General features: G+C 64.6%; 19 protein-coding genes. 13 read left to right on the top strand and 6 right to left on the bottom strand.

Features of this window, described 5'->3' with window-relative positions; translation table 11 throughout:
* Window positions 1–250: 250 nt before the first annotated feature.
* Together V5B44_RS10745 and nhaR are read right to left on the bottom strand one after the other, a co-directional pair.
* On the bottom strand, window positions 251–1,054 hold the full coding sequence (locus V5B44_RS10745; RefSeq protein ID WP_332359027.1) for a PEP-CTERM sorting domain-containing protein: 804 nt from the start codon (window positions 1,052–1,054) through the stop codon (window positions 251–253).
* Between the two features lie 647 nt (window positions 1,055–1,701).
* The gene (nhaR, locus tag V5B44_RS10740; RefSeq protein WP_332359026.1) at window positions 1,702–2,613 is read right to left on the bottom strand and encodes a transcriptional activator NhaR; all 912 of its coding nucleotides are present in this window, start codon (window positions 2,611–2,613) and stop codon (window positions 1,702–1,704) included.
* 116 nt (window positions 2,614–2,729) lie between these two features.
* On the opposite strand from nhaR, the gene hpf reads away from it, so the two are divergent.
* From hpf to V5B44_RS10710, 6 genes are all read left to right on the top strand, one after another.
* Window positions 2,730–3,086 (top strand): ribosome hibernation-promoting factor, HPF/YfiA family, encoded by a 357-nt coding sequence (gene hpf, locus V5B44_RS10735; RefSeq protein ID WP_332359025.1) that lies wholly within the window; start codon window positions 2,730–2,732, stop codon window positions 3,084–3,086.
* A gap of 66 nt (window positions 3,087–3,152) precedes the next feature.
* On the top strand, window positions 3,153–4,136 hold the full coding sequence (locus V5B44_RS10730) for a TerC family protein (protein ID WP_332359024.1): 984 nt from the start codon (window positions 3,153–3,155) through the stop codon (window positions 4,134–4,136).
* On the top strand, window positions 4,133–4,639 hold the full coding sequence (locus tag V5B44_RS10725; RefSeq protein WP_332359023.1) for a universal stress protein: 507 nt from the start codon (window positions 4,133–4,135) through the stop codon (window positions 4,637–4,639). Before V5B44_RS10730 ends, V5B44_RS10725 begins: the two co-directional genes overlap by 4 nt.
* Before the next feature lie 90 nt (window positions 4,640–4,729).
* A complete protein-coding gene (locus V5B44_RS10720) occupies window positions 4,730–6,622 on the top strand; it encodes a DUF4914 family protein (protein WP_332359022.1) in 1,893 nt (630 codons plus the stop codon).
* A 264-nt stretch (window positions 6,623–6,886) separates the two neighbouring features.
* Entirely contained in the window at window positions 6,887–7,564 is a 678-nt protein-coding gene (gene can, locus V5B44_RS10715) for a carbonate dehydratase (protein WP_332359021.1), read from the top strand.
* Window positions 7,565–7,596: 32 nt separating this feature from the next.
* The gene (locus V5B44_RS10710) at window positions 7,597–8,217 is read left to right on the top strand and encodes a histidine phosphatase family protein (RefSeq protein WP_332359020.1); all 621 of its coding nucleotides are present in this window, start codon (window positions 7,597–7,599) and stop codon (window positions 8,215–8,217) included.
* Window positions 8,218–8,364: 147 nt separating this feature from the next.
* Here the strand turns inward: V5B44_RS10710 and V5B44_RS10705 are convergent, their stop codons facing one another.
* Both V5B44_RS10705 and V5B44_RS10700 read right to left on the bottom strand, forming a co-directional pair.
* Window positions 8,365–10,026: a PEP/pyruvate-binding domain-containing protein gene (locus V5B44_RS10705; RefSeq protein WP_332359019.1), complete on the bottom strand. Its 1,662-nt coding sequence runs from the start codon at window positions 10,024–10,026 to the stop codon at window positions 8,365–8,367.
* Between the two features lie 11 nt (window positions 10,027–10,037).
* Window positions 10,038–11,978, bottom strand: a complete 1,941-nt coding sequence (locus tag V5B44_RS10700; protein WP_332359017.1) for a DUF47 domain-containing protein — start codon at window positions 11,976–11,978, stop codon at window positions 10,038–10,040.
* A 203-nt stretch (window positions 11,979–12,181) separates the two neighbouring features.
* On the opposite strand from V5B44_RS10700, the gene V5B44_RS10695 reads away from it, so the two are divergent.
* Window positions 12,182–14,617 (top strand): phosphoketolase family protein, encoded by a 2,436-nt coding sequence (locus V5B44_RS10695; RefSeq protein ID WP_332359016.1) that lies wholly within the window; start codon window positions 12,182–12,184, stop codon window positions 14,615–14,617.
* A gap of 76 nt (window positions 14,618–14,693) precedes the next feature.
* On the opposite strand, the gene V5B44_RS10690 is transcribed toward V5B44_RS10695, so the two are convergent.
* Together V5B44_RS10690 and V5B44_RS10685 are read right to left on the bottom strand one after the other, a co-directional pair.
* Window positions 14,694–15,317, bottom strand: coding sequence for a response regulator transcription factor (locus V5B44_RS10690; RefSeq protein WP_332359015.1), 624 nt, complete (start codon window positions 15,315–15,317; stop codon window positions 14,694–14,696).
* A complete protein-coding gene (locus V5B44_RS10685; RefSeq protein WP_332359014.1) occupies window positions 15,307–16,890 on the bottom strand; it encodes a sensor histidine kinase in 1,584 nt (527 codons plus the stop codon). The genes V5B44_RS10690 and V5B44_RS10685 overlap by 11 nt, the downstream gene beginning before the upstream one ends.
* A gap of 266 nt (window positions 16,891–17,156) precedes the next feature.
* Here V5B44_RS10685 and V5B44_RS10680 point away from each other — a divergent pair, with 266 nt between their 5' ends.
* The 6 genes from V5B44_RS10680 (at window position 17,157) to V5B44_RS10655 (ending at window position 22,700) form a co-directional block, all read left to right on the top strand.
* Complete coding sequence (locus V5B44_RS10680; RefSeq protein WP_332359013.1) at window positions 17,157–18,032, top strand: phosphate ABC transporter substrate-binding protein; 876 nt, start codon at window positions 17,157–17,159, stop codon at window positions 18,030–18,032.
* A 79-nt stretch (window positions 18,033–18,111) separates the two neighbouring features.
* Entirely contained in the window at window positions 18,112–19,173 is a 1,062-nt protein-coding gene (locus tag V5B44_RS10675) for a PhoU domain-containing protein (protein ID WP_332359012.1), read from the top strand.
* A gap of 1 nt (window position 19,174) precedes the next feature.
* Window positions 19,175–20,125: a phosphate ABC transporter permease subunit PstC gene (gene pstC, locus V5B44_RS10670; RefSeq protein WP_332359011.1), complete on the top strand. Its 951-nt coding sequence runs from the start codon at window positions 19,175–19,177 to the stop codon at window positions 20,123–20,125.
* A 3-nt stretch (window positions 20,126–20,128) separates the two neighbouring features.
* A complete protein-coding gene (pstA, locus tag V5B44_RS10665; protein ID WP_332359010.1) occupies window positions 20,129–21,019 on the top strand; it encodes a phosphate ABC transporter permease PstA in 891 nt (296 codons plus the stop codon).
* On the top strand, window positions 21,013–21,828 hold the full coding sequence (locus V5B44_RS10660; protein ID WP_332359009.1) for a phosphate ABC transporter ATP-binding protein: 816 nt from the start codon (window positions 21,013–21,015) through the stop codon (window positions 21,826–21,828). The genes pstA and V5B44_RS10660 overlap by 7 nt, the downstream gene beginning before the upstream one ends.
* 65 nt (window positions 21,829–21,893) lie before the next feature.
* Complete coding sequence (locus V5B44_RS10655; RefSeq protein WP_332359008.1) at window positions 21,894–22,700, top strand: phosphate ABC transporter ATP-binding protein; 807 nt, start codon at window positions 21,894–21,896, stop codon at window positions 22,698–22,700.
* Window positions 22,701–22,713: the final 13 nt, after the last annotated feature.

Raw genomic sequence — 22,713 nt, 5'->3', positions numbered from 1 at the left:
TCGCCCGGAATCGGACCCCAGGCGCGAGGTTCCACCACCCGAAAACCCGGACGGCAACTTCCGATGCTCGTTGCTACCCGACCTGTACAAACTGCCAGCCGGTCACGCCATTCATGCACAGGTCAGCTCGGCCGGAAAACACCGGGCGCACCAGACGTCGAGGGGCGCTCGCGTTAGGCGGGTCGGCAGGGGCAACGTTCCACTGAACACCGCCCCTGCCCTCTTGTTGAAGCAACTTGCTGTTGTTGAGTCAGGCCCCCGGCCGGCGACGCCGCATCCACCCGAGACCACAAAGCAGGCCCAGGCCGGCCAGCGCCAGACTCGACGGCTCCGGAACGACCTGGCTGGGTTCGGCATAGAGGAAGTCGTCCATCACGACGACATCGTCGGACGGGTTGCCCAGATTACCGTTGGACGTGATGGTGTTAGCGCCGGAGGTCAGCCGGACCCGGGCGACCTTCTCGCCGGCATTGGCAACGGCGCCCAAAAAGCTCAAACCCTGGTTGCCCCCAACCAGGACGTCTCGCGAAAAAATCAGCGAATTGCTCGGATCGAAGAACTCCATTTTGGTCAGACCGGCCACTTCGACATCGACGAAGATCGCAGCGAAAGCGCTCGTCGTGGCAGCGATCGCCGTCCCCGGGACAAAGAACGTCACGTCGGTAATGTTGCTGCCGACGGCCGTAAAAAGCCGCTGTGCGGTGAAAGTCTGGAAGTCGAGCGGGAACCCGAAGAGCGTCGGGGTGGCACCGCCAGCGTTGGCACTGACCAAGAAACCTGTCCCCGGCGTACTGAACACGGCTCCCCGGGGTGAGTTGGCATTGAAGAAGTTCCCAGGCAGGAGGTTGGGGTCGGCCAACGTATCAGGTACGCCATCCCAGTTGATCTCGCGGCGATCGCCCCCGACAGCCGCGCGGAAGGCGTCGCGTGTGGCGGTAATCGCGGCGGGATTGGCACCCGCCGCCTCGAAGGTCACCAGGGCGGCGCCTGCCGCCGGTGCCAGAAGCAAGGCGGCGAGCGCGCCAGCAGACTTGTAGATTGCGTTCATCATCATTCTCCTCTTGCTGGAAACAATTCGGCGCCAAGGTCGCCGGCTCGCGGAATGCGAGCTGGGACCGCATGCAAAATCCAGGCCACGAGTGCTAAAGTGCTCTGAAACAGTGGTTTGCAGGACTGCCTGTGCATGGGTCGCTGGCTGGGTGTAAAGAAAACCGACAGGCTACGTCGGCGGCTTCGGACGCCATGCGCCGCTCAGGGCCGAGCGCCTGAAGCCGTAAGTCGCACAACTGGCGAAGGGCTCAGCGGCGATGGTGCCGGCGAGACGTTGACATTCACCCGACCCACGGCAACCCGGGCAACGCCCGCCAGCAAAGGGCTGCAGCGGCAATTGCCCGCCGCCGACGCAACGCGCCTCATCGTGATTCCCACCGAAACCGCGGTGCACGTGCAACGGCAGCCGCCGGTCGCTGCGGAAGGACCCCCGGCAGCAAGGGCTCCATGATCGGACACATCAGCCGCGCCCGACGGGACGGCTTCCGAAACGCGAGATCCCAGTCTTCCCTCGGTGCACCCCATCGTACCAGCGGACCAGGAAGGAATCCCGCCATGGCAAGAGCATGAGGCTGAAAGAGGGAAAAGCTGCGTTACGTGCCACGAAGCAAATTCATACAGGTCCGCCGGCGGGACACAAGTTAACACTGTTCAACCAGCGGCGGGCAGCGGCGCGAACACGCCGGCGCGCGCGTTTTCGCTGACCGCCCGCGCAGCGGGATGGGTCAGCCGCCGCTCGGCTGAAATGAGGAAGAACCGCTCGCGAATCTCCTCCGTTTCGCCCAGCTTGACGACCTGGTAGTGCGCCGTCACGTCCGGCACGCCGGCCGCCGGCGTCGGGAAGACCCCGGCGCCGGCTTCGCCGAAGGCCTTCATCAAGGCGCTGTCGTCGAATTCGCCGACGACTTGCACACGCTTTCCCTGCCGTTCCAGCCAGCGCAGCAGGGCACTGTGAAGTGCGCTATCGCGTCCGGACAGCAGCAGGGGCGCGCCATCCAGACAATCCGGGAAGCCGCCCGTCAGTCGAGCTGCCAACGCGGGCGCCGCCATGAAAGCCACCCCCGATTCCCCGAGCGGATGGCTGTAGCCCCTGATCTCCGTGCCCGGCGGCATGGGGCGGTCGGCCAGCACCATGTCGAGACGGTGGATCGCCAGATCGGCCAGCAGGCGTTCCAGCCGGTCCTCCTGACAGATCAGGCGCACTGCCGCGGGAAGTCCCAGCACCGGCGCAAGCAGGCGATGGGCGATGAATTTCGGCACGACGTCGGCGATGCCGACGCGGAAGGTGATGAAGCGTTCCTCGGCGCCATTTTTCAGCAGGTCTTCCAGTTCAGCCCCGGTCTGAAAGATTTCCTCGGCGTAGGAGAGCGCCAGTTTGCCCGTTGCGGTGAGTTCCAGCCGACGTCCGACGCGCCGGAACAGCGCCACGCCCAGCCGTTCCTCGAACTGGGATAGTTGCCCAGAGAGCGTCTGTGGCGTCAGATGCAGGCGCTCGGCCGCGCGGATGACGCCGCCCGAGCGGGCGATACTGACGAAGTAGTGCAGATGCTTGTAGTTGATCACGTCACCTCCTGTTGTTCGTATATTTCGATCATATCTTATGCGTTTATCTGTTTGTGACGAACATTCACCTTGTCCATAATGCTTGTATGTTCTTGCCGCCCTGACAGACGAATGCCATGCACCTGCAAATCCAAGCGCACAACTTCACCCTGACCGACGGACTGCGCGAACACGTCAGCACGCGCCTCGCCTACGGCCTGAATCATGGCCAAGACGTCGTCACTCGCATTGTCGTGCGCCTTTCCGATGTGAATGGCCCGCGCGGCGGACAAGACAAGTGTTGCGGTATCGAGGTGCGCCTCAAGGGCTCTCCTGCCCTGTTCGTCGAGGACACCCAGACCGATCTTTACGTCGCCATCGATCGCGCCGCCGACCGCATGGGCCGCGCGCTCGACCGCCACCTGGCGCGGCGACACGAATTTCCTGAGGTTTCAGCCACCCGGCAACGACCATTCACGGACAAGACGCCATGAAGTGCGCTGTCGATAGGGCGACGACATCCATCGTCAAGAATACCTCAAGGGCACCGGGAGCCTGAAATGACCGCCGGCATCGACAGTTTCGCCACAGGCCCGATGTGGGCCGGCTTCATCGCTTTCGTGCTGGGGATGCTGGCGCTCGACCTGTTTGTCTTCGGCGGCCGCAAGGCGCACCGCGTATCGGTCAAGGAGGCTCTGGCATGGGTGATCGCCTGGGTCTGCCTCGCACTGGCCTTTGCCGGCCTGCTCTGGTGGTATCTGAACGGTACGCAGGGTGCCGAGGTGGCGCAGCGCAAGACGCTCGAATTTCTCGCCGGCTACCTGATCGAACAATCGCTGTCGGTGGACAACATGTTCGTCTTCGTCATGATCTTCACCTACTTTGCGGTGCCGCCGGAACTGCAGCGCCGCGCGCTGCTGTATGGCGTGCTCGGCGCGATCGTCATGCGCGCCGGCATGATCCTCGCCGGGGTCTGGCTGGTATCGGAGTTCGCCTGGGTGTTGTATGTCTTCGGCGCCTTCCTGGTGATCACCGGCGTCAAGATGCTGATCTTCGCCGAGCACGAACCCGACCTAGAGAAGAACCCCCTGTTGCGCTGGCTGCGCCGGCATCTGCGCATCACGCCGAGCTTCCACGGAGAGTCCTTCTTCGTCCGCCAGAACGGCATCCTGTGGGCGACGCCCATGTTTCTCGTCCTGATCCTGATCGAGGCCAGCGACGTGGTGTTCGCGGTCGACAGCATCCCGGCGATCTTCGCGGTTACCACCGATCCCTTCATCGTGTTTACTTCGAACATCTTCGCCATCATGGGCCTGCGCGCGCTGTATTTCCTGCTTGCCGACATGGCGGACCGGTTCCACCTCCTCAAGTATGGGCTGGCCCTCGTGCTGGTGTTCATCGGTGGCAAGATGCTGGCCGCGCCGTGGTTCCACATGCCGATCCAGTGGTCCCTGGCGATTGTTGCCGGCACCATCCTGATTTCGGTGGGGGCCAGCCTGGCCCTGTCGAAACCCAAAGTGGTCGCGACAGGAGAAGCAGCATGAGCCATCCGATCGATCTTCCCGTCGCGTCGAGTTGCCAGCGCGACGCCGATGGCCGTCTCGTCGGCCTCACCTTCGACAGCGCGCCGCCGCTTCCGGCCCCCGCCACGAATCCCTGGCTGGTCGCGGTCGACAGTTCGGACAACGCGTTGCGCGCCGTCGCCCAAGCCGCTACGCAGGCCGGCGCGATGACGGCCTGCGCGCTGCATCTGGTCAGCGTTCAGCCCTGGCTCAGCCTGGAAGCGGCAGAGGCGGAACTCGCGCGCCGGGCCTGGCAGACCACCGCACGGGCACGTACGCTGCTCGACGCGCGCGGCCAGCCATGGCGCCTGCATGTGGCGATGGGCGAGACGGCCGAGAAAATCCTTGCGCTGGCCGGGGAAATCGGTTGTTCCCGTATCGTCATCGGCAGCCGTGGGTTGAGTGTCACCGAGAGCCTGCTGCTTGGTTCGCTCACCAGCAAGCTGATGCACCTGAGTCCGCGTCCGGTGATGGTGGTGCCCTGACCACATTGCCCTGCCAGCACCGACATTTGACAGCGGCTTTTTCAGCCACGGAACCGAGTTTCTTGAACTATCTTTCGGAGATGAATTGTCATGAATGAAGTGAACGTGGGTTTCCAGATCCCACTGTCGGTGCAGCAGATTCTCGAAGCCTGCCCGAAATATACCGTCGCCAGTACCTGGCAACAGTTGTACGAACTGGCGACGCGCGACGCCGTCAATGGCGTCCATGAGGTGGCTTACGATGTGCCTGGCCGGGGCCGGGTACTGGAGGCCAACGTGTGCCGGGTCAAGAACGGCATCGCGGCCAATTATGTCGACCCCTACATGCGCCGCCGCGATCCGGATTGCATGGTCATTGCCGACGACCTGCCGACCGACAAACCGCGCTTCGAGAACGAGTATGGCGAGTCCTTCGAGTCGCTGCGCGCGGAAACCTTCGCCTGGCTCAAGACCCAGGAACTGGCACTGTTCCCCTTCATTGCAGGGGCCCCCGGCATGGGTGCCGACGCCCTGGTGGTTGCCCCGGCCAATGCCGGCTTTTTCGCCCTCGGGCTGGCCCTGCTGCAGGGCATCCTCGACGAAACCGCCTTGACGGCGGACTTCGACCCGAAAGCCGTGATCTTCGTTGCCCCACCGTTCCGCCATACCCACTTCAAAGGCAGGCAGATGGTGGTGCACAACCGCCGTCCCGGCCGGCACGAATTGTTCAGTTACAACCTCTATCCCGGCCCGAGTGCCAAGAAAGGCATCTACGGGGTCCTGCTCGCCCTCGGCGAGCGTGAGCATTGGCTGACCGCGCACTGTGCGACGGTGCAGGTCATCACCCCGTATGGCAACAAGCTGTGCATCATGCACGAAGGCGCCAGCGGCGGTGGCAAGAGCGAAATCCTCGAGCAGGTGCATCGCCAGAAGGACGGCGCGCTGCTGCTCGGTACCAACGTGCTGTCGGGCGAACGCCGCACCCTGGTGCTGCCGCACAACTGCGAACTGCGCGCGGTGACCGACGACATGGCCTTGTGCCATCCCTCGCTCGGCAAGAACGACGGGCGCCTGGCGCTGATGGATGCCGAACAGGGCTGGTTCGTGCGCGTCAATCACATCACCCACTACGGGACCGACCCCAACCTCGAGAAGATGACCATCCATCCCAGCGAGCCCTTGTTGTTTCTCAACATCGACGCCCATCCGGGTAGTACGGCGCTGATCTGGGAGCATATCGAGGACGAGCCCGGCAAGCCCTGCCCCAACCCGCGCGTGGTTGTCCCGCGCAAGGCCGTGCCGGGCGTGTACAAGGGCGCGGTCAGTGTGGACATCCGCAGCTTCGGCGTGCGCTGCCCGCCGAACACGATCGAGCATCCGACCTACGGCATCATCGGTCTCTTCCATCTGCTGCCGCCCGCCCTGGCCTGGCTGTGGCGGCTGGTGGCGCCGCGTGGCCACGCCAATCCGAGCATCGTGACCACCGAAGGCATGAGCTCGGAAGGCGTCGGGTCGTACTGGCCTTTCGCCACCGGGCGCATGGTCGACCAGGCCAACCTGCTGCTCGATCAGATCGTCGCGACGCCGCGCATGAAGTACATCCTGTGTCCCAATCAGCACGTCGGTGCGTGGGAGACGGGCTTCATGCCGCAGTGGATTGCCCGCGAGTATCTCGCTCGGCGTGGTGGTGCGCGTTTTTCGCGGGCGCAGGTCACTCCCGCGCGCTGCCCGCTGCTCGGCTTCGCGATGCGAAGTGTGGTGGTTGAAGGGCAGACCATTCCGGGGATCCTGCTGCAGGTCGAAAAGCAGCCAGAGGTCGGGACCTCCGCCTACGACCAGGGTGCCCGGCAACTGACCGATTTCTTCCACAAGGAGTTGACGCAGTTCCTGGAGGCCGACCTGCATCCCCTGGGCCGCAGGATCATCGAGTGTTGCCTGGCGGGCGGTTCGGTGGGCGACTACGTGGCCCTGCTTCCGATCAGCGTTCTGGAAGAAGACGAATGAGCCAGGAATCCCGATCTTTGATGGGCATGACGTCGTCCCTGCCCGGCTGGCGGCCAACTGGCCTGGGTCGCACCGGCTGGGCGCTGGGCGCTGGGCTGACCGATTCCGATCGGCTGCCCGGACCAGCGTCCGGCGTTCAGCAGCCGGTCGGATTGCCGGCAGGCAGGTGCACTCATTGTTCGTTCGCCGTATCGTATCGTGGCGCGGCGTTCGATGTCCGGCACGTCGCCACCAGCATGCGTCCCCTTATGGAGAGACTCCAGTATGAAATATCTGCCTGAACTGTTTGCCGCCAATACCCGCTGGGCTGAGGACATGCGAGCAGCCGACCCCAATTTCTTTGCCGGTCTGGCCGGCTTGCAGGACCCTGACTACCTATGGATAGGGTGTTCGGACAGTCGGGTGCCGGCCAATCAGATCACCGGCCTGAAGCCGGGCGAAGTGTTCGTGCATCGGAATATCGCCAACGTCGTGGTGCATACGGACCTCAACTGCCTGTCAGTGATGCAGTACGCCATCGATGTGCTCAAGGTCCGCCACATTATCGTTTGCGGTCATTACGGCTGCGGCGGTGTCCGGGCGGCTCTGGAAGGGCCCTCCCTGGGATTGATCGACAACTGGTTGCGCCACATCCAGGATGTGCGCGATCGGCACATGGATTTCCTGGCGGCGCTGCCGGACAACACGACCCGCTGGCGCGCCCTGTGCGAACTGAACGTGATCGAGCAGGTGCGCAATGTTGCCCGCACGACGCTGGTCGGCGACGCCTGGAAGCGTCACCAGCCCCTGATGTTGCATGCCTGGATCTATGGCCTGGAAGACGGTCGCCTGCAAGACCTGCAGGGTTCCTTCAGCGAGGAAAACGAAGTCGATCCGGTCATCGCTCAGGCGGTGGCAGCGGTCCATTCGCGTTACACCACGAATCGAACCGTCCGCGAATAGACGCAGGCTGAACGAACAACTGGCCAACTCCCATGCCGACCAGAATCTACCTGGTGCGCCACGGCGCCACCGATCTCACCGCCGAAGACCGATTCGCCGGTTCCTCTGATGTGCCCCTCTCCGACGAGGGCCGCAGACAGGCGGCATGCCTGGCAGAGCGGCTGAGACGAGCGAAGCTGGACGCCGTCTACGCCAGTCCGCTACGCCGCACCATGCAAACCGCGCGCACCCTGGCGCTTCCCCACGGTCTGGAGCCGATAGCCGAGCCCGCGCTGCGCGAGATCGATTATGGCCACTGGGAGGGGCTGCGTCGATCCGAGGTCGAGAGCAGGTTTCCGTCCGAGTACGCCGTCTGGCAGGAGGATCCGTTCGTCATCTCGCCCCTGGGTGGAGAATCCGGTATCAATGTGCTCAACCGTGCATTACCCGCACTGCGCGGGATAGTCGAGCGGCATCGCCACGGCACAGTGCTGCTGGTATCCCACAAGGGAACCAACCGACTGCTGATCAGCAGCCTGCTGGGCTTCGACCTGCGGGGCTATCGCGACCGCCTGGAGCAGAGCCCCGCAGCGCTGAACATTCTCGACTTCATGAGCGAGGTACGCGCCCGCTTGAGCTTGTTCAACGACGTCTCGCACTACGCAGACGAATAGAAAATCCAACCGTACCATCGCCGGCGCGACGTTGGCCTTAACCGGACTACATCGGGCCGGACGGTGGCTCCCCGCTTGCGCCGGGATGACGGCGATCGTTTGGCAATCTCTCGATCTCTGGAAATCGCCCAAATCGACAGCGGCCGCTCAGGCGGCCTGCGCCACACCTGCTGCTTCCTGCCCGGGGCTCGCCGAACAGCCCCGCTGCCAGCCGGCAACCAGCTGCAACCACTCGATCGGCCGCCGGCGGAGCAACGCCGGCTGGCCGGCAAAAACGCGTCCGCTGTGGCCGTCGAGGCAGAGCCAGTCGCCTTCGGCGAGCACGCGGCCGGCGATCCGGCAGCAACGCGCGGGGAGGTCCAGCACCAGCTCGCTGCAGCCGACCAGGCACACCTTGCCGAGCTGCCGCGCGACCACCGCCGCGTGCGAGGTACGCCCACCGACGGCGGTGAGTATGCCGGCGCAGGCAACGATGCCGTCGATGTCGGAGGTCGCCGTCTCATGGCGCACAAGGATCACTTCGTCACCCTCGGCGGCCAGTCGCTGCGCGGCTTCGACATCGAGGGCGATGCGCCCGACCGCGATGCCGATCCCGGCAGTCACCGCCCCGGCGAGAAAATCGAGTTCCTCGGGCCGGGCGATGGCAAGCTCCTCGACGCCCTCCAGATCGACGCTGGCGAGCCGGGCAAGACCTTCCTGCGGCGAGATCAGGCCGGCCTCGACCTGCTCGACGGCGATGCGCAGGCTGGCCCAGGGAGTGCGCTTGGCGCTGCGCGTCTGCAACAGGAACAGCGTCGCGTCCTCGATGGTGAACTCGAACTCCTGCGCGTCACGGAACTGCAACTCGAGCGCCCGCGCCACCCCTTCGAGCTCGCTCAGCGTATCCGGCAGGAGTCTGCCCAGCGGCACCTCGGCCTCCAGCGCGTGCCGCCCCGAGACCACGTCCTCGCCCTGCGCGTTGAACAGGAAATCCATGTACAGCCCATTCGCGCCGGTCGACGGGTCGCGGGAAAAGGCGACGCCGGCGCCGGACAGGCCACCGGCGTTGCCGAAGACCATGCGCTGCACCGTCACCGCCGTCCCCAGGCCCTCGTCGATGCCGCGCGCGCGGCGGTAGCTGACCGCCTTCGCACCCTGCCATGAGCGGATCACCGCCAGCGCTGCGGTCTCAAGCTGCTGCATCGGATCCTGCGGGAAGGGGCTGCCGGTATGTTCCTCGAACAGGCTGAGGAAATCACGGGTCAGTGCAGCGAGGCTGAGAAAATCGATCTCGCGCGTGCTGGCAGCACCGCACTCGGCCAGACAGGCGTCAAGCCGCGCGGCGAAGGGGTGCGGCGGACATTCATGCACCACCTCGGCGAAGCCCTGCACCAGGCGCCGGTAGCAGTCCCAGGCCAGACGTGGATTGCCGGTACTGCGGATGATCGCCTCGACGGTGACGTCGTTGACCCCGACATCGAGCAGGGTCTCCATCATTCCGGGCATCGACACCGGGGCACCGCTGCGCACCGAGACCAGCAGCGGCCGGCGGCGTCCGCCGAAGCACAGCCGGCTCTCGCGCTCAATGTGGCGGATGCCTTCGGCCAGTGCATCGCGCAGTTCGCCCGGCGCACCGCCGGTCGCCTCCTGGAAATGGCTGGCAAAGCGGGTAGACAGCACAAAGGCCTGCGGCACCGGCAAACCGGCAGCAGCCATGGCGGCCAGGTTGCTGGCCTTGAAGCCCATCTCCTCGACGCTGCCCGGCTTGGCGACCGGGTTCCTGCCGCCGATGAAGAACAGGGTACGCGGCGTTGCGGGGGTTGCATTCATCGCTTCTTCTCCTAGTGTGCAGCCACGTCGCTGAGGGCGTGGTCACGGAACTTCAGGGCGACGCTCATCAGCTCGTCGGCCGCCTGCTCGAGATTCTTGCCGGCTTCCGAGAGTACGTAGAGCTCGCGGAAGTCCGCCGACCTGGCGACCAGCTCCGCCTCGGCGGCGCGCTGGGCATGATCGCATTCGTGCTCGAGCGCGACGATGCGATGGATAGCTGCCAGCAGGTCGTGCATGTCCTCCCGCGAAGCGGCCTCGCGCCCCATGCGGGCGGTGGCCACCACCTTGACGTATTCCTGCGCCGCCGAAACCACCAGACGCGACAGCGCCTCGAGCTGACGGCAGAGTTCGCCGCGACCATCGGCAGGCAGCGTCGTCAGCCGGAACGCGGCATCCTCCAGGCAATCCACCACTTCGTCGGCGGCCTCGATCAGCTGGGCGACGAAGGCGGCGGAGTCGCTGCGGCGCAGCGCCGCCCGGGCACTCTGCACGAGTTCGTCGGCCAGCGACTCCCAGCGCTTGGCGCGCTCGGCGTTCACCCTGAAGTGTTGCGACCAGTCGGCGAGGCGGGCCCGCAGCAGGGTGTCGCGCAGCCCGGCGGCGACTTCCCAGGTCAGCGCCGCGTGCTCGGCCGCCATGTCGAGCAGCCGCTCCTCGGCGCCGCGAAAGAAGCGCGACAGTTCGACCACCACCTCATCTTCGATCAGCAGCACCTGCCTGCCCTCGCGCAAGCCGACCGACGCGGTGCGCAGCACGAACTGCATGAACTCCCGCGCCAGATTGCGCGGCAGGAGGTCGTGCAGGAAGACGCCCGGCCGCAGTTCCCCCCTGGCCGCCAGCGCCAGGCCGCGGTAGATCAGGTCCTCGCCGCCACACCTGAGGAAGCCCATGTGGCCGACATCCTCGTCGGCCGCCCACTTCAGCAGTTCCAACGCTTCGCCTTTGCCGAGCAGGCTGCGCAGACGCTTGCGGGCCTTGTTCCAGTCGATCAGAAAAACCAGCCGGGAGCCCAGGAAGGCGAGGAAGGACTGCAGGTTCTGGCGGTCGCTCGCCACGTAACGGGCGACCGCGAGGTGGTAGAGACCATCCTCCATCGCCCGGTCCTGGCGTGAGACGATGTCTTCCCAGCGCACCTTCCACGCCGAGAACAGCGACGCGAAAAAGGTCAGGCGCTGCAGGTGCACGTCTGAGTACAGGGTCGTGACGCTCAGCCCGGCGACACGAATCACCAGGACATGGGCATCGGTGGTGCCGATGTCGTTCTGGATCACCAGCACGCCACCGGCGCGGGTGGCCGTCGTTCCCAGCCCCGGATGATCGAACTTGAGCGGCTCCGTGCGCTGTACCCCCTGCATGAAGGCGGCCACCAGCGAACGATCGTCCGCCTCGAGGCCATAGGTCATCGCGCCCTCGACCGATTCGGTGGCCAGCGCCACCTGCAACTCGTTCAGTTCCTTGTGCAAATCGATCACCAGCAGGTGCAGGCTGTCGCCGCGATGGCGGTCGGCGCGTGTCAGGGCGTCGATGCAGGCGCCCTCCATCAGGTCGTCCTCGGTCGCGGCGGCGACCGACAGGTCCTGCAGCCGTTGCTGATAGCCGCTCGCCACCACGCCATCGGCGACCGCCTCGAGCGGTGCGATCATTTCGCGCAGCGCTGCCAGCAGATGGCGCAGGATTTCCTCCGCATGCGGAATCAGGTAGAGACCATCGGGGTTGCGCCGCGCCAGGGCGACCACCTGGTCCAGTTCCGAGTGCTCGACCGATGACGCCAGCCGCTCTTCCCGCAGGGAGGAGAAGGGACGATCGAGATGATCGGCACGCAGCCGCGCCGTCTGCAACAGCGAAAAGTAGTACTTGGCGCGGTTGTTGGCGGTCAGCGCATCGTTGACCAGCGCCGGCAGCAATAGCGACTCTTCGCCAAGGGCGCCGACGATCTTCAGTTTTTCGGTCATGTTTGGACAACCTCGCAAGGGAACCAGCGCAGCATAGGCGGCACTTGTGTCATCCGTGTGTCGCTGCGGTTTCAGCGCGGTGACATCGCGGTTGCCGGCGCTGACCGCAGACCGTTGCGGCGGCGCCGCCGACCTGCCGTCATCGCTCCGTCACATTTGCTGACCAGACTCCGCTTCGGGACATCTTTCTCAAGGAGACACGAATGCCCGAAACTGCAGACCACAGCTCTGCCGCCGGTGACTTGACCGCCTTCGGACCGGCCCGGTCGACGATCGCGGGCGCGCCGCTGAGCGCCGAGGAATTGAGGCAAACCGATGCCTTCTGGCGGGCATGCAACTACCTCGCCGTCGGCATGATCTACCTGCGCGACAACCCGTTGCTGCGGCAGCCACTCAAGCCCGAGCACATCAAGAACCGCCTGCTTGGGCACTGGGGCGCCAGCCCTGCCCTTTCCTTCGCCTACACGCACCTAAACCGGGTGATCAGGAAGTACGACCTGCCGGCGATCTTCATGGCCGGACCCGGGCACGGCGCCCCTGGAGTGCTGGCGCCGGTCTATCTCGAAGGCACCTACTCCGAGATCTATCCCGAAAAGAGCCTGGACGAGGAAGGCCTGCGTGCCTTCTTCAGGCAGTTCTCGTTTCCCGGCGGCATCGGCAGCCATTGCACACCGGAAACCCCCGGTTCGATCCACGAGGGCGGCGAACTGGGCTATGTGCTCTCGCATGCCTGTGGCGCGGCCTTTGACCATGCCGATCTGATTGTCGCTGCCGTGGTCGGTGACGGCGAGGCCGAGACCGGGCCACTGGCCACTTCCTGGCACATCAGCAAGTTCCTCAACCCGATCCGCGACGGTGCCGTGCTGCCGATCCTCAACCTCAACGGCTACAAGATCAACAACCCGACGCTGCTGGCGCGAATCAGCCATCAGGAACTCGAGCAGCTGTTCAGGGGCTACGGCTGGAGCCCCTGTTTCGTCGAAGGCTCGGACCCCGAAAGCATGCACCAGGCGATGGCGGCAACGCTCGACCACTGCGTCGAAACCATCCGCGACGTGCAGCGTGCCGCACGCAGCAGCGGGCTTGCACAGCGCCCGCGCTGGCCGATGATCATCCTGCGCAGTCCCAAGGGGTGGACCGGTCCGACCGAGGTCGCCGGCCGCAAGGTCGAAGGATTCTGGCGCGCGCATCAGGTGCCGGTAGCCGACGTACAGACCAACCCGGCGCATCTGCAATTGCTCGAGGACTGGCTGCGCAGCTACCGGCCGGACGAACTGTTCGCTGCCGATGGTGCGCCGATTGCGGAAATCCGGGCGCTGGCACCCACCGGCCAGCGCCGCATGGGCGCCAACCCGCTGGCCAACGGCGGTCTCGTCAAGCGCGCCCTGCGCATGCCCGACTTCCGTCAGTACGCGATCAACGTCGAGCGACCGGCGCAGATCGAAGCCGAGAACACGCCGCCGCTCGGCCGCCTGCTGCGCGACATCATGCAGGCCAATCGCGACAACTTCCGCGTCTTCGGCCCCGACGAGAACACTTCCAACAAGCTCGCTGCGATCTACGAGGCAAGCAAGAAGTTCTGGATCGCCGAGTACTTCCCGGAAGATGCCGACGGCAGCGAACTGTCAGCCGACGGCCGGGTGATCGAGATGCTCAGCGAGCACACCCTCGAAGGCATGCTCGAAGGCTATCTGCTGACCGGTCGGCACGGCCTCCTGTCGACCTACGAGGCCTTCGTGCACGTCATCGACTCGATGTTCAACCAGCACGCAAAGTGGCTGTCGATCTGCCAGCAGCTCTCCTGGCGCGAAGAGATTGCTTCGCTCAACCTGCTGATCACCTCGACCGTCTGGCGCCAGGACCACAACGGCTTCACCCATCAGGACCCCGGTTTCCTGGACGTGGTGCTCAACAAGAGCGCGTCGGTCACCCGCATCTACCTGCCGCCGGACGTAAACTGCCTGCTGTCGGTGGCCGACCACTGCCTGCGCAGCGAGAACTACGTCAACGTCATCGTCTGCGACAAACAGCTGCACCTGCAATACCTCGACATCGAGGCGGCGATCACCCACTGCGCCAAGGGCATCGGCATCTGGGACTGGGCGAGCAATGATCAGGGCTGCGAACCAGACGTGGTGATGGCCGCCGCCGGCGACATCCCGACCCAGGAAGCCCTGGCGGCGAGCGCCGTGCTGCGTTCGGAGTTCCCCGATCTGAAGATCCGCTTCATCAACGTCGTCGACCTCTTCAAGCTGCAGCCCGACAGTGAGCATCCACACGGCCTCAGCGCACGTGACTTCGACAGCCTGTTCACCGTCGACAAGCCGATCATCTTCAACTTCCACGGCTACCCATGGCTGATTCACCGCATGGCCTACCGACGGACCAACCACCGCAACCTGCACGTGCGCGGCTACAAGGAAAAAGGCAACATCAACACACCGCTCGAGCTGGCGATCAACAACCAGATCGACCGCTACAGCCTGGCGATCGACGTCATCGACCGCGTGCCGCGGATCAGCGTCGCCGGCGCCCACGCCAAGGAAAAGTTCCGCAACCGGCAGCTTGCCTGCCGCCGTTATGCCTACGAGCACGGAATCGACCTGCCTGAGGTTGTCAACTGGCGCTGGCCCTGGTGAGCCGCTGACCAGCCCGCCAGTTCAGCCGGCGGCGGCGCACTCGCCGCCATCCGGCGTGGCCGCGCGGCCGCGGCGGTCAGCCACGGCTCTTTCCCGCGACTCGCAAACTCAGCCGAACCAGATCGGCGATGCTGTCGACCTGCAGCTTGGCCAGCAAACGTGCCTTGTGCACTTCGACCGTGCGCGGGCTGATGTCCAGTGCGTGGGCGATCTCACGATTGTGCCGACCGGCAACCACCTGCTCCATGACTTCCCTCTCGCGTGGCGTCAGGGTATGCAGGAGACTCGCCGTCGCGGCGTTGCGCTCCTGATCATCCTGACGTAGATCCTGACGGGCGAATGCTTCGTCGATCGCCGACATGAGTCTGGCGTGATCGATCGGCTTCTCGAGGAAGTCGACCGCCTCGCTGCGGAAAGCCTGCCGCGCCGATTCGACGTCGCCATGACCGGTCATCACGATCACCGGCAGCCAGCAGCCACTTTCCCGGAGACGCTTCTGCAGGGTAAGACCATCCATGCCCGGCATGCGGATGTCGACCAGCAGGCAGCCGTACCAGTCGGGACGGCGGGCGGCAAGGAAGCTCTCGGCATCGGCGAACAGCGCCACCGAAAGACCCTGCAGGCCCAGCAGGAGCCCCAGCGCATCACGCACCGAATGGTCATCCTCGACGATGAACACCGTGTTTCCTCTATGTGGCATGGTCGGCTGCCTCCCCGATCGGCAGAACCACCTTGAACACCCCGTGATCGGCCGCCTCGGCCCACAGATTGCCGCCGTGCGCCTCGATGATCGCCCGGCTGATCGGCAGGCCAAGCCCCATGCCGCTGGCCTTCGATGATTGAAACGCTTCGAACAGATGTTCCACCATTTCCTCCGATACGCCTGCCCCGCTGTCCTCGATCGTGATGCAGACACTTCCAGCGCTGTCCTGCTGTGCCGAAACGCGCACCTGACGCCTTGCCTCCGGTCGTTCGGCAGCCGCCTCGAAGGCGTTGGCGAGCAGGTTGCGCAAGACCACTTCGAGCTGCAGCCGGTCGGCCCACAGCGCGCACGGTGGCGCTGGCTGCAGCTGCAGCTCGACACCTTGCTGCTGCGCTTGCGCGGCAAAGCGCGAGGCCGACGACGACAGGAGTTCGCGCAGCCAGATCCGCTCGAGCCGGGTCGTACCGGTGCGAAAGAAGTCGCGCAGGCGACTGACCACTTCGGCCGCGCGCTGCGATTCGGCGACCACACGATCAATCACGTCGCGCAGTCGTTCGCCGCTCTCTCCTTGCGCGAGCAACTGCTGGCACGCCCGCGTGTAAGCAAGCAGTGCAGTCAGCGGCTGATGCAGTTCGTGTGACAGCGCCCCTGCCATCTCGCCGGCCGCGGCAAGCCGCAGCGTCTGTTGCAACTCGGCACCCAGCCGCTGCTTCTCGTCGACGACAACGCCGATGAAGAATCCCGAGAGGGCGAGGACCAGCACCAGCACTTCCAGTTCGATCAGGATGAGCGGCGAGAGGCCGAGCAGGTGCGTGGCCAGGATGACGCCAACCTGGGTCAGACCGACGGTCAGCACGGCGCCGGCCAGGCCCTGCCTGGCGGCTGCCCAGGCGATGGGCAGGAACAGCAGCGGGAAGTACTTGAACTCGGTCAGTTCGCCGGCGACGAAAGCGAACGCCAGGACGCCGCCGGTGGTCAGCAGGCTGAGCGATTCCCGGCCAAGCAGCAGGCGGCGCAGGCGTACGCGGCCGCGCTCGTCGAGCAGCATGGCAAGCAACGGCATCGAGATCAGGACGCCGACCACGTCACCGAACCAGTAGGGCAGCAACACCTCGCCAGCCACCGCGCGCGGCAGGTATCCGGCCAGGGTCAGCCCGGCAATGAACAGCAGGCTGTTGAGCAGAGTACCGATGACCGTGATCGTGACCCAGTCGATGAGGCCGCGCCGGTTGACGAAGAGCCCCTTACTGCCCACCCGGCGCCTCAGGATCCCGGCGGTCAGCCAATAGCCGGCAGTGAGTTGCAGCGCCAGGCCGCAGGCCAGCAGCCAGGGGAGCGACAGCTCGCGCACCCAGGCGTCAGCGACGAGGATGGCCAGCGCCAGCGGTGCTGCCGCCTGGCCACCGTAGCGCACCAGAAAGAGCAGGCCGAGTGCCGGTGCGGGGTTCCATGGCGTGACATCGAGTCCGTGCAGCGGGTGGATGTGGCTTGCCCAGTCGAGCGCGAGGTAGCCGCCAACGAGCAGCAGGGCGTCGCGCCAACCGAGCCGCCGGCTCGCCGTTTTCGGCATAGGGGGCCCTGACGGGTTGATCGAGTCCCCATTGTGCCCGTGCCGCGGCGGTTTGGGTATTGGCAAATAGCGTACGCGTTTCCCTTACGGCTGCCCCGGATGCCCGCTGCTGCGTCAGTCGAGGAACGTCCCGACGCTCACCGCACTGGCAGCATCACTTACGTTGCCGCCCGAATTTTCAGCCCCGCAGAAGGCTGCCATGATGGGTCGTCCTGTCATCGGCAGGCGACGATTCCAGCAACCCGACAATACCCGGAGAAATACAGATGACCTCTCGATCAATGTTGCGCCAGCTTGCCGTCCTGACTCTCGGCGCGATGGCCGCCGCCAGTGCATCCGCCAGAACCGAGATCCAGAACAAGGGCTCGGACACCCTCGTCAATGCGGCCCAGTCACTGGCCGAACAGTACGGCAAGATCAATCCCAAGGTGGCGGTGGCGGTGTCCGGCGGTGGTTCCGGCACCGGTATTGCCGCGATGATCAACGGCACCGTCGACATTGCCAATTCCAGCCGCAAGATGTCGGAGAAGGAGATCAAGGAAGCGCAGGCCAAGGGCCGGCAACCGATCGAGCACATCATCGGTTACGACGCACTCGCCATCTTCGTCAACAAGAAATTCCCGGCCGACTCGATCACCGTCACCGACCTGGCGAAAATCTACGGGCGCGACGGTGGCGCCAGCAAGTGGAGCGACCTCGGCATCACGATTCCCGGCTGCAAGGGCGAGATCGTCGTCGTCAGCCGGCAGAACAACTCCGGTACCTACGCCTATTTCAAGGAGGCCGTGCTCGGCGAAAAGGGCAAGTTCCGTCAGGGCACACTCGACATGCACGGTTCCAAGGACGTTGCCGACCTGGTCGAGAAAACCCCCTGTGCGATCGGCTACAGCGGCCTGGCGTACGTTACCGACCACATGAAGGCGCTCTGCGTCGCGCCGGCAGCCGGCAAGCCCTGTGTCAAGCCGACCGAACAGACGGCCTTCGACGGCACCTATCCGATCGCCCGGCCGCTGTTCATGTACACCAACGGCGAGCCGACCGGCGAGGTGAAGAAATATATGGACTGGATCAAGAGCGATACCGGCCAGTGCATCATCGAGAAGGAAGGCTACGCACCGATCAAGAAGGTGAAGTGCAAGTAAGCCATCAGCGGTCGGGCGCCGGCACGCCGCCGGCGCCCTGCCCAAGCCCATGTTCCTGCGCCAGAGGAAGAAACCAGCGATGAGTCATTACGAAGAACGTCTCGAAAGAGATCTGTCCCAGATCAAGCAACAAACAGCCCTGCTCGCCGGACTCGTCGAGAAGGCCCTCGACAATGCCGTGCACGCGCTGCTGGCCGACGATGACCGGCTGGCCTACGCCACGGTTCTGGCCGACAACCGGATCAACGCCGTCAGCAACGAGCTGGATCGGATGCGCATGGCCTTCATCGGCGTACACCTGCCGACCGGGAGTCACCTGCGCCTGATGGCAGCCGTCGTCCATACCAATGTCGCGCTCGAGCGCATCGGCGACTACGCCGTCACGATCTGCCGCGAGGCGGTGCAGATCGCTCTTCCGCAAGGAATACTCGAACGTGAGATCGAGCTGATGGCCAGCGAATCGCGGCAGATGCTGAAGCAGGCCGTCGAGGCCTTCGTCGAAGGCAACGCCGACAAGGCCAAGGCGACGATGGTCATCGCCGATCAGGTCGAGCGAACCTTTGACATGGCCTTCAGCGACTTGGTCGGCGAGGGCGAGCACTTCAACGTCAAGGACCTGTTCGCCTACCTGACGGTATTCAACTCGCTCGAGCGGGTTTCCGATCAGGCAAAGAACATCTGTGAAGACACGCTCTTTGCGGTCACCGGCCAGGCCAAGGGGCCAAAGTTCTTCCGTATCCTGTTTGTCGACGAGGACAACAGCCTGCTCGGCCCGATCGCCGAGGCAATCGCGCGCAAGAATTTTCCGGAGGTGGGCGAATACCACAGTCGCGGCCGGACGGCCGGTGTCGCCGATCCGCAGTCGATCGCCCTGCTGCAGGAACTGGGAATCGACCTCGGCAACCACCGGCCGCAGGCGATCCCGGCACATCATCGGGAACTCGGCACGTTCCAGATCATCGTCAGCCTGCAGGGGCCGGTCAAGTCCTACGTCGAGCAGATTCCTTTCCATACCGTGGCGCTCGACTGGGAGGTCACCCAACCCGATAGCGCGCAGCCTGATCTGCGGATCCTCAGTCGGGAGATCGCCCTGCAGGTCAGCAATCTGATGACGATCCTGCGTGGCCAGGAGGCCAACTGAGATGGGCACCAGTACGCAGGCGCTGAGCAGCCGAGCGACCGAAACCCAAGCGGCGGCCGATTTCGACCGCCGTAACCTCGACTGGTACGTCGACAAGCTGATTGCCGTCATGGTCTTCGTCTGCGGCATCTCGGCCATCCTCTTCGTACTCGGCATCTTCTTCTTCGTCACCAAGGAAGGAATCGGCTTCGTCTTCGAGAAGATGGACTTCCGCGAGTTCTTCCTCACCCCTTACTGGTCGCCGAGCGACGCGGAGGATCCGGAGTACGGCATCCTCGCGCTGATGGCCGGCACGGCCAGCGTCACCGGGCTGGCGATGCTGGTCGCGGTGCCGTTCTCGCTCGGCGCCGCCATCTTCATCGCCGAGTTTGCCAGCGGCAAGACGCGCGAAGCGCTCAAGGTCCTGGTCGAACTGCTGGCAGCGATTCCTTCAGTGGTCTGGGGTTTCATCGGCCTGGTGATCATGAATCCGCTGCTCATCAAGTGGTTCGACATCCCGGTCGGCCTGTGCGTCCTCAACGCCGGCATCATCCTCGGCCTGATGGCGGCCCCGATCATGACTTCGATTGCCGAGGATGCCCTCAAGGCCGTTCCCGACCGCTATCGCGAGGCGGCCGAGGCGATGGGCGCGACCCGCTGGCAGGTGATCTACAAGGTGGTGCTGCCAGCGGCGAAGAACGGCCTGCTCGGCGGCGTGCTACTCGGTGTCGGTCGTGGCTTCGGGGAAACGATGGCGGTACTGATGGCCACCGGCCATGCGGTCAACATCCCGGGCAGCATCTTCGACTCAGTGCGTGCGCTCACCGCAACCATCGCCGCCGAACTCGGTGAGGCGGTCGTTGGCGGCGAGCACTACCAGGTGCTGTTCACCATCGGCATCTTCCTCTTCCTCGTCACCTTCATCATCAATCTGACCGCCGATCTGATCGTGCGCGGCATACGCAAGGGGTAAGCCATGGCCACCGCCAATCCAACGATGTTTCAGGCCAGCGACCTGAACCACCACAACGAACGCGTGCAGAAACGCTATCGACTGCTCTTCGGGCTCATGACCCTGCTTCTGATCACGCCGGTGATGCTGATCCTCGGCACCCTGGTGGTGAAGGGCGGCGGCGCGATTTCCTGGGAGTTCCTGCTGACTGCGCCGACCGACGGCATGCGCACCGGCGGCGTCTTTCCGGCGCTGCTCGGGACCATCTGGCTGGTGACGGTCGCGCTGATCCTGTCGGTGCCGATCGGTATCTTCGCCGCGATCTACCTCAGCGAGTACGCCGGTGACAACTGGTTCACCCGGACGATCAACCTGGCGATCATCAATCTCGCCGGCGTGCCGTCGATCGTCCATGCCCTGTTCGGGCTCGGCGCCTTCGTCCTTTTCTTCGAGTTCGGCACCAGCATCCTCGCCGCCAGCCTGACGCTGGCGGTGATGACCATGCCGGTGGTCATCGTCGCCACGCGCGAGTCGCTGCAGGCAGTGCCGCCGGCCTTTCGCGAGGCCTGCTGGAACATGGGCGCAACGCGCTGGCAGACCATCCGCCGCGTCGTTCTTCCGAACTCGATCACCGGCATCCTGACCGGTGTCATTCTGGAGGTGTCGCGCACGGCCGGTGAGACGGCGCCGATCATGTTCACCGGTGCGGTCTTCTTCACACCTTTTCTGCCGCAGAGCGTCTTCGACCAGACCATGGCCTTGTCCCTGCACCTGTTCGTGACGGCAACGCAGGTACCGGGAATCTCGGAAGAGGTCCCCTTTGGCGTCGCACTCGTACTGATCGGTCTCGTGCTGACGATGAACAGCGTCTCGATCGCCTTCCGCATGTGGCTCAGGGGGAAAAAGAAATGGTAGATTCCGCAATCGTGTCGTCAACCACAGGCACGACCACGCCGGCGGTCGACGCTGTCCCGAGCAAGCTCGAGGTCAGCGACCTGACGATCCGCTACGGCGACGCGGTAGCCCTGCGTGGCGTCAATCTGTCGATTCGCGAGCACGAGATCTTCGGCATCATCGGCCCGGCCAACGCCGGCAAGACCTCGTTCCTCAAGGCGGTCAATCGCATGGACGTGTTCACCACCGGCATGCGGGTGAACGGCGAGATTCGCTTCAACGGCCGCGACACGCGCCGCCTGAACAACGTCTATGCCCTGCGCAGCCGCATCGGCGTCGTCTTTCCGCTGCCAGTCGGTCTGCCGATGACGGTGTACGACAACGTCGCGCTGTCGCCTCGCCTGCGCGGCATCAAGGAAAAGGCCGAACTCGACGTCATCGTCCAGCGCTGCCTGACCCGCGCCGCGCTCTGGGACGAAGTCAAGGACCGCCTGCACGCGCTTGGCAGCCTGCTCTCCGGCGGCCAGCAGCAGCGCCTGACGATCGCCAGGGCGCTGTCGCAGGAACCCGATCTGTTGATGCTCGACGAGTTCTCGATTGCCGTCGACCCGGTGACGACGATGCGCATCGAAGACGTGCTCAAGGAGTTGCGCCAGGAAGTGACGATCATCCTGGTGACCAACCTGGTGCAGCAGGCACGGCGCCTGGCTGACCGGACGGCGTTCTTCCTCGGCGGCGAGTGTGTCGAAATTGGCGTCACCGAGGACCTCTTCACCGGCGAGGTGAAGGATCAGCGCACGCGCGACTACGTCGAGGGGCGCTTCGGCTAGCCCCACCGCGCCCGCCGGTGGCTTGCCGGCGAGCCCCGCATTGCCTATCAAGGACACGATCTACGATGAACAACGAACAGACCGCTGCCCTCACGCAGCCGATCCCCCGGTATGCGATCGACAGCCGGAAGCTGAACCTGTGGTACGGCACCTTTCAGGCGCTCTACGACGTCGATCTGAGCATTCGTGAAGGACTGATCACCTCAATGATCGGCCCTTCAGGATGCGGCAAGAGTACCTTCCTGCGCAGCGTCAACCGTATCAACGAGCGCCTCGGCTACGTCCGCATCGAGGGCAGCGTGCACGTCATGAACGAAAACATCTACGACCCGCAGGTCGAGCTGGTGCAGGTGCGCAAGCAGGTCGGGATGGTCTTTCAGCGCCCCAATCCGCTGCCGATTTCAATTCGCGACAACATCCTCTTCAGCCACCGGCTGCACGCCAAGGGTGGCGGTGAGGTCGCGCAGGGAACGCCGGACGAAATCGTCGAACAGTCGCTGCGCCAGGTCCTGCTCTGGGACAAGGTGAAGGACCAACTGAAGCGCAAGGCGACCGAACTGTCGCTCGAGGAACAGCAGAAGCTGTGCATCGCCCGCCTGCTGCCGGTCAAGCCGAAGGTCCTGCTGATGGACGAACCGTGCTCGGCGCTCGACCCCAAGGGCACTGAAGCAGTCGAGGAACTGCTCTGGGAACTGCGCGGCCAATATACGATCCTGATCGTCACCCACAACATGGCGCAGGCGCGGCGGGCCAGCGAGGAGTGCGTGTTCATGCTGATGGGCAAGGTCGTCGAACACGCGCTCACCGAGGAGATGTTCGTCACCCCCAAGCACCGCGAGACGGCGGACTATATCGAAGGACGCTACGGTTAGTCTCTTATGACTC

It is taken from the genome of Candidatus Accumulibacter necessarius (assembly GCF_036625085.1).
Note: the sequence above shows the minus strand (reverse complement) of the source record. Positions and strands in the feature narration are given on the sequence as shown.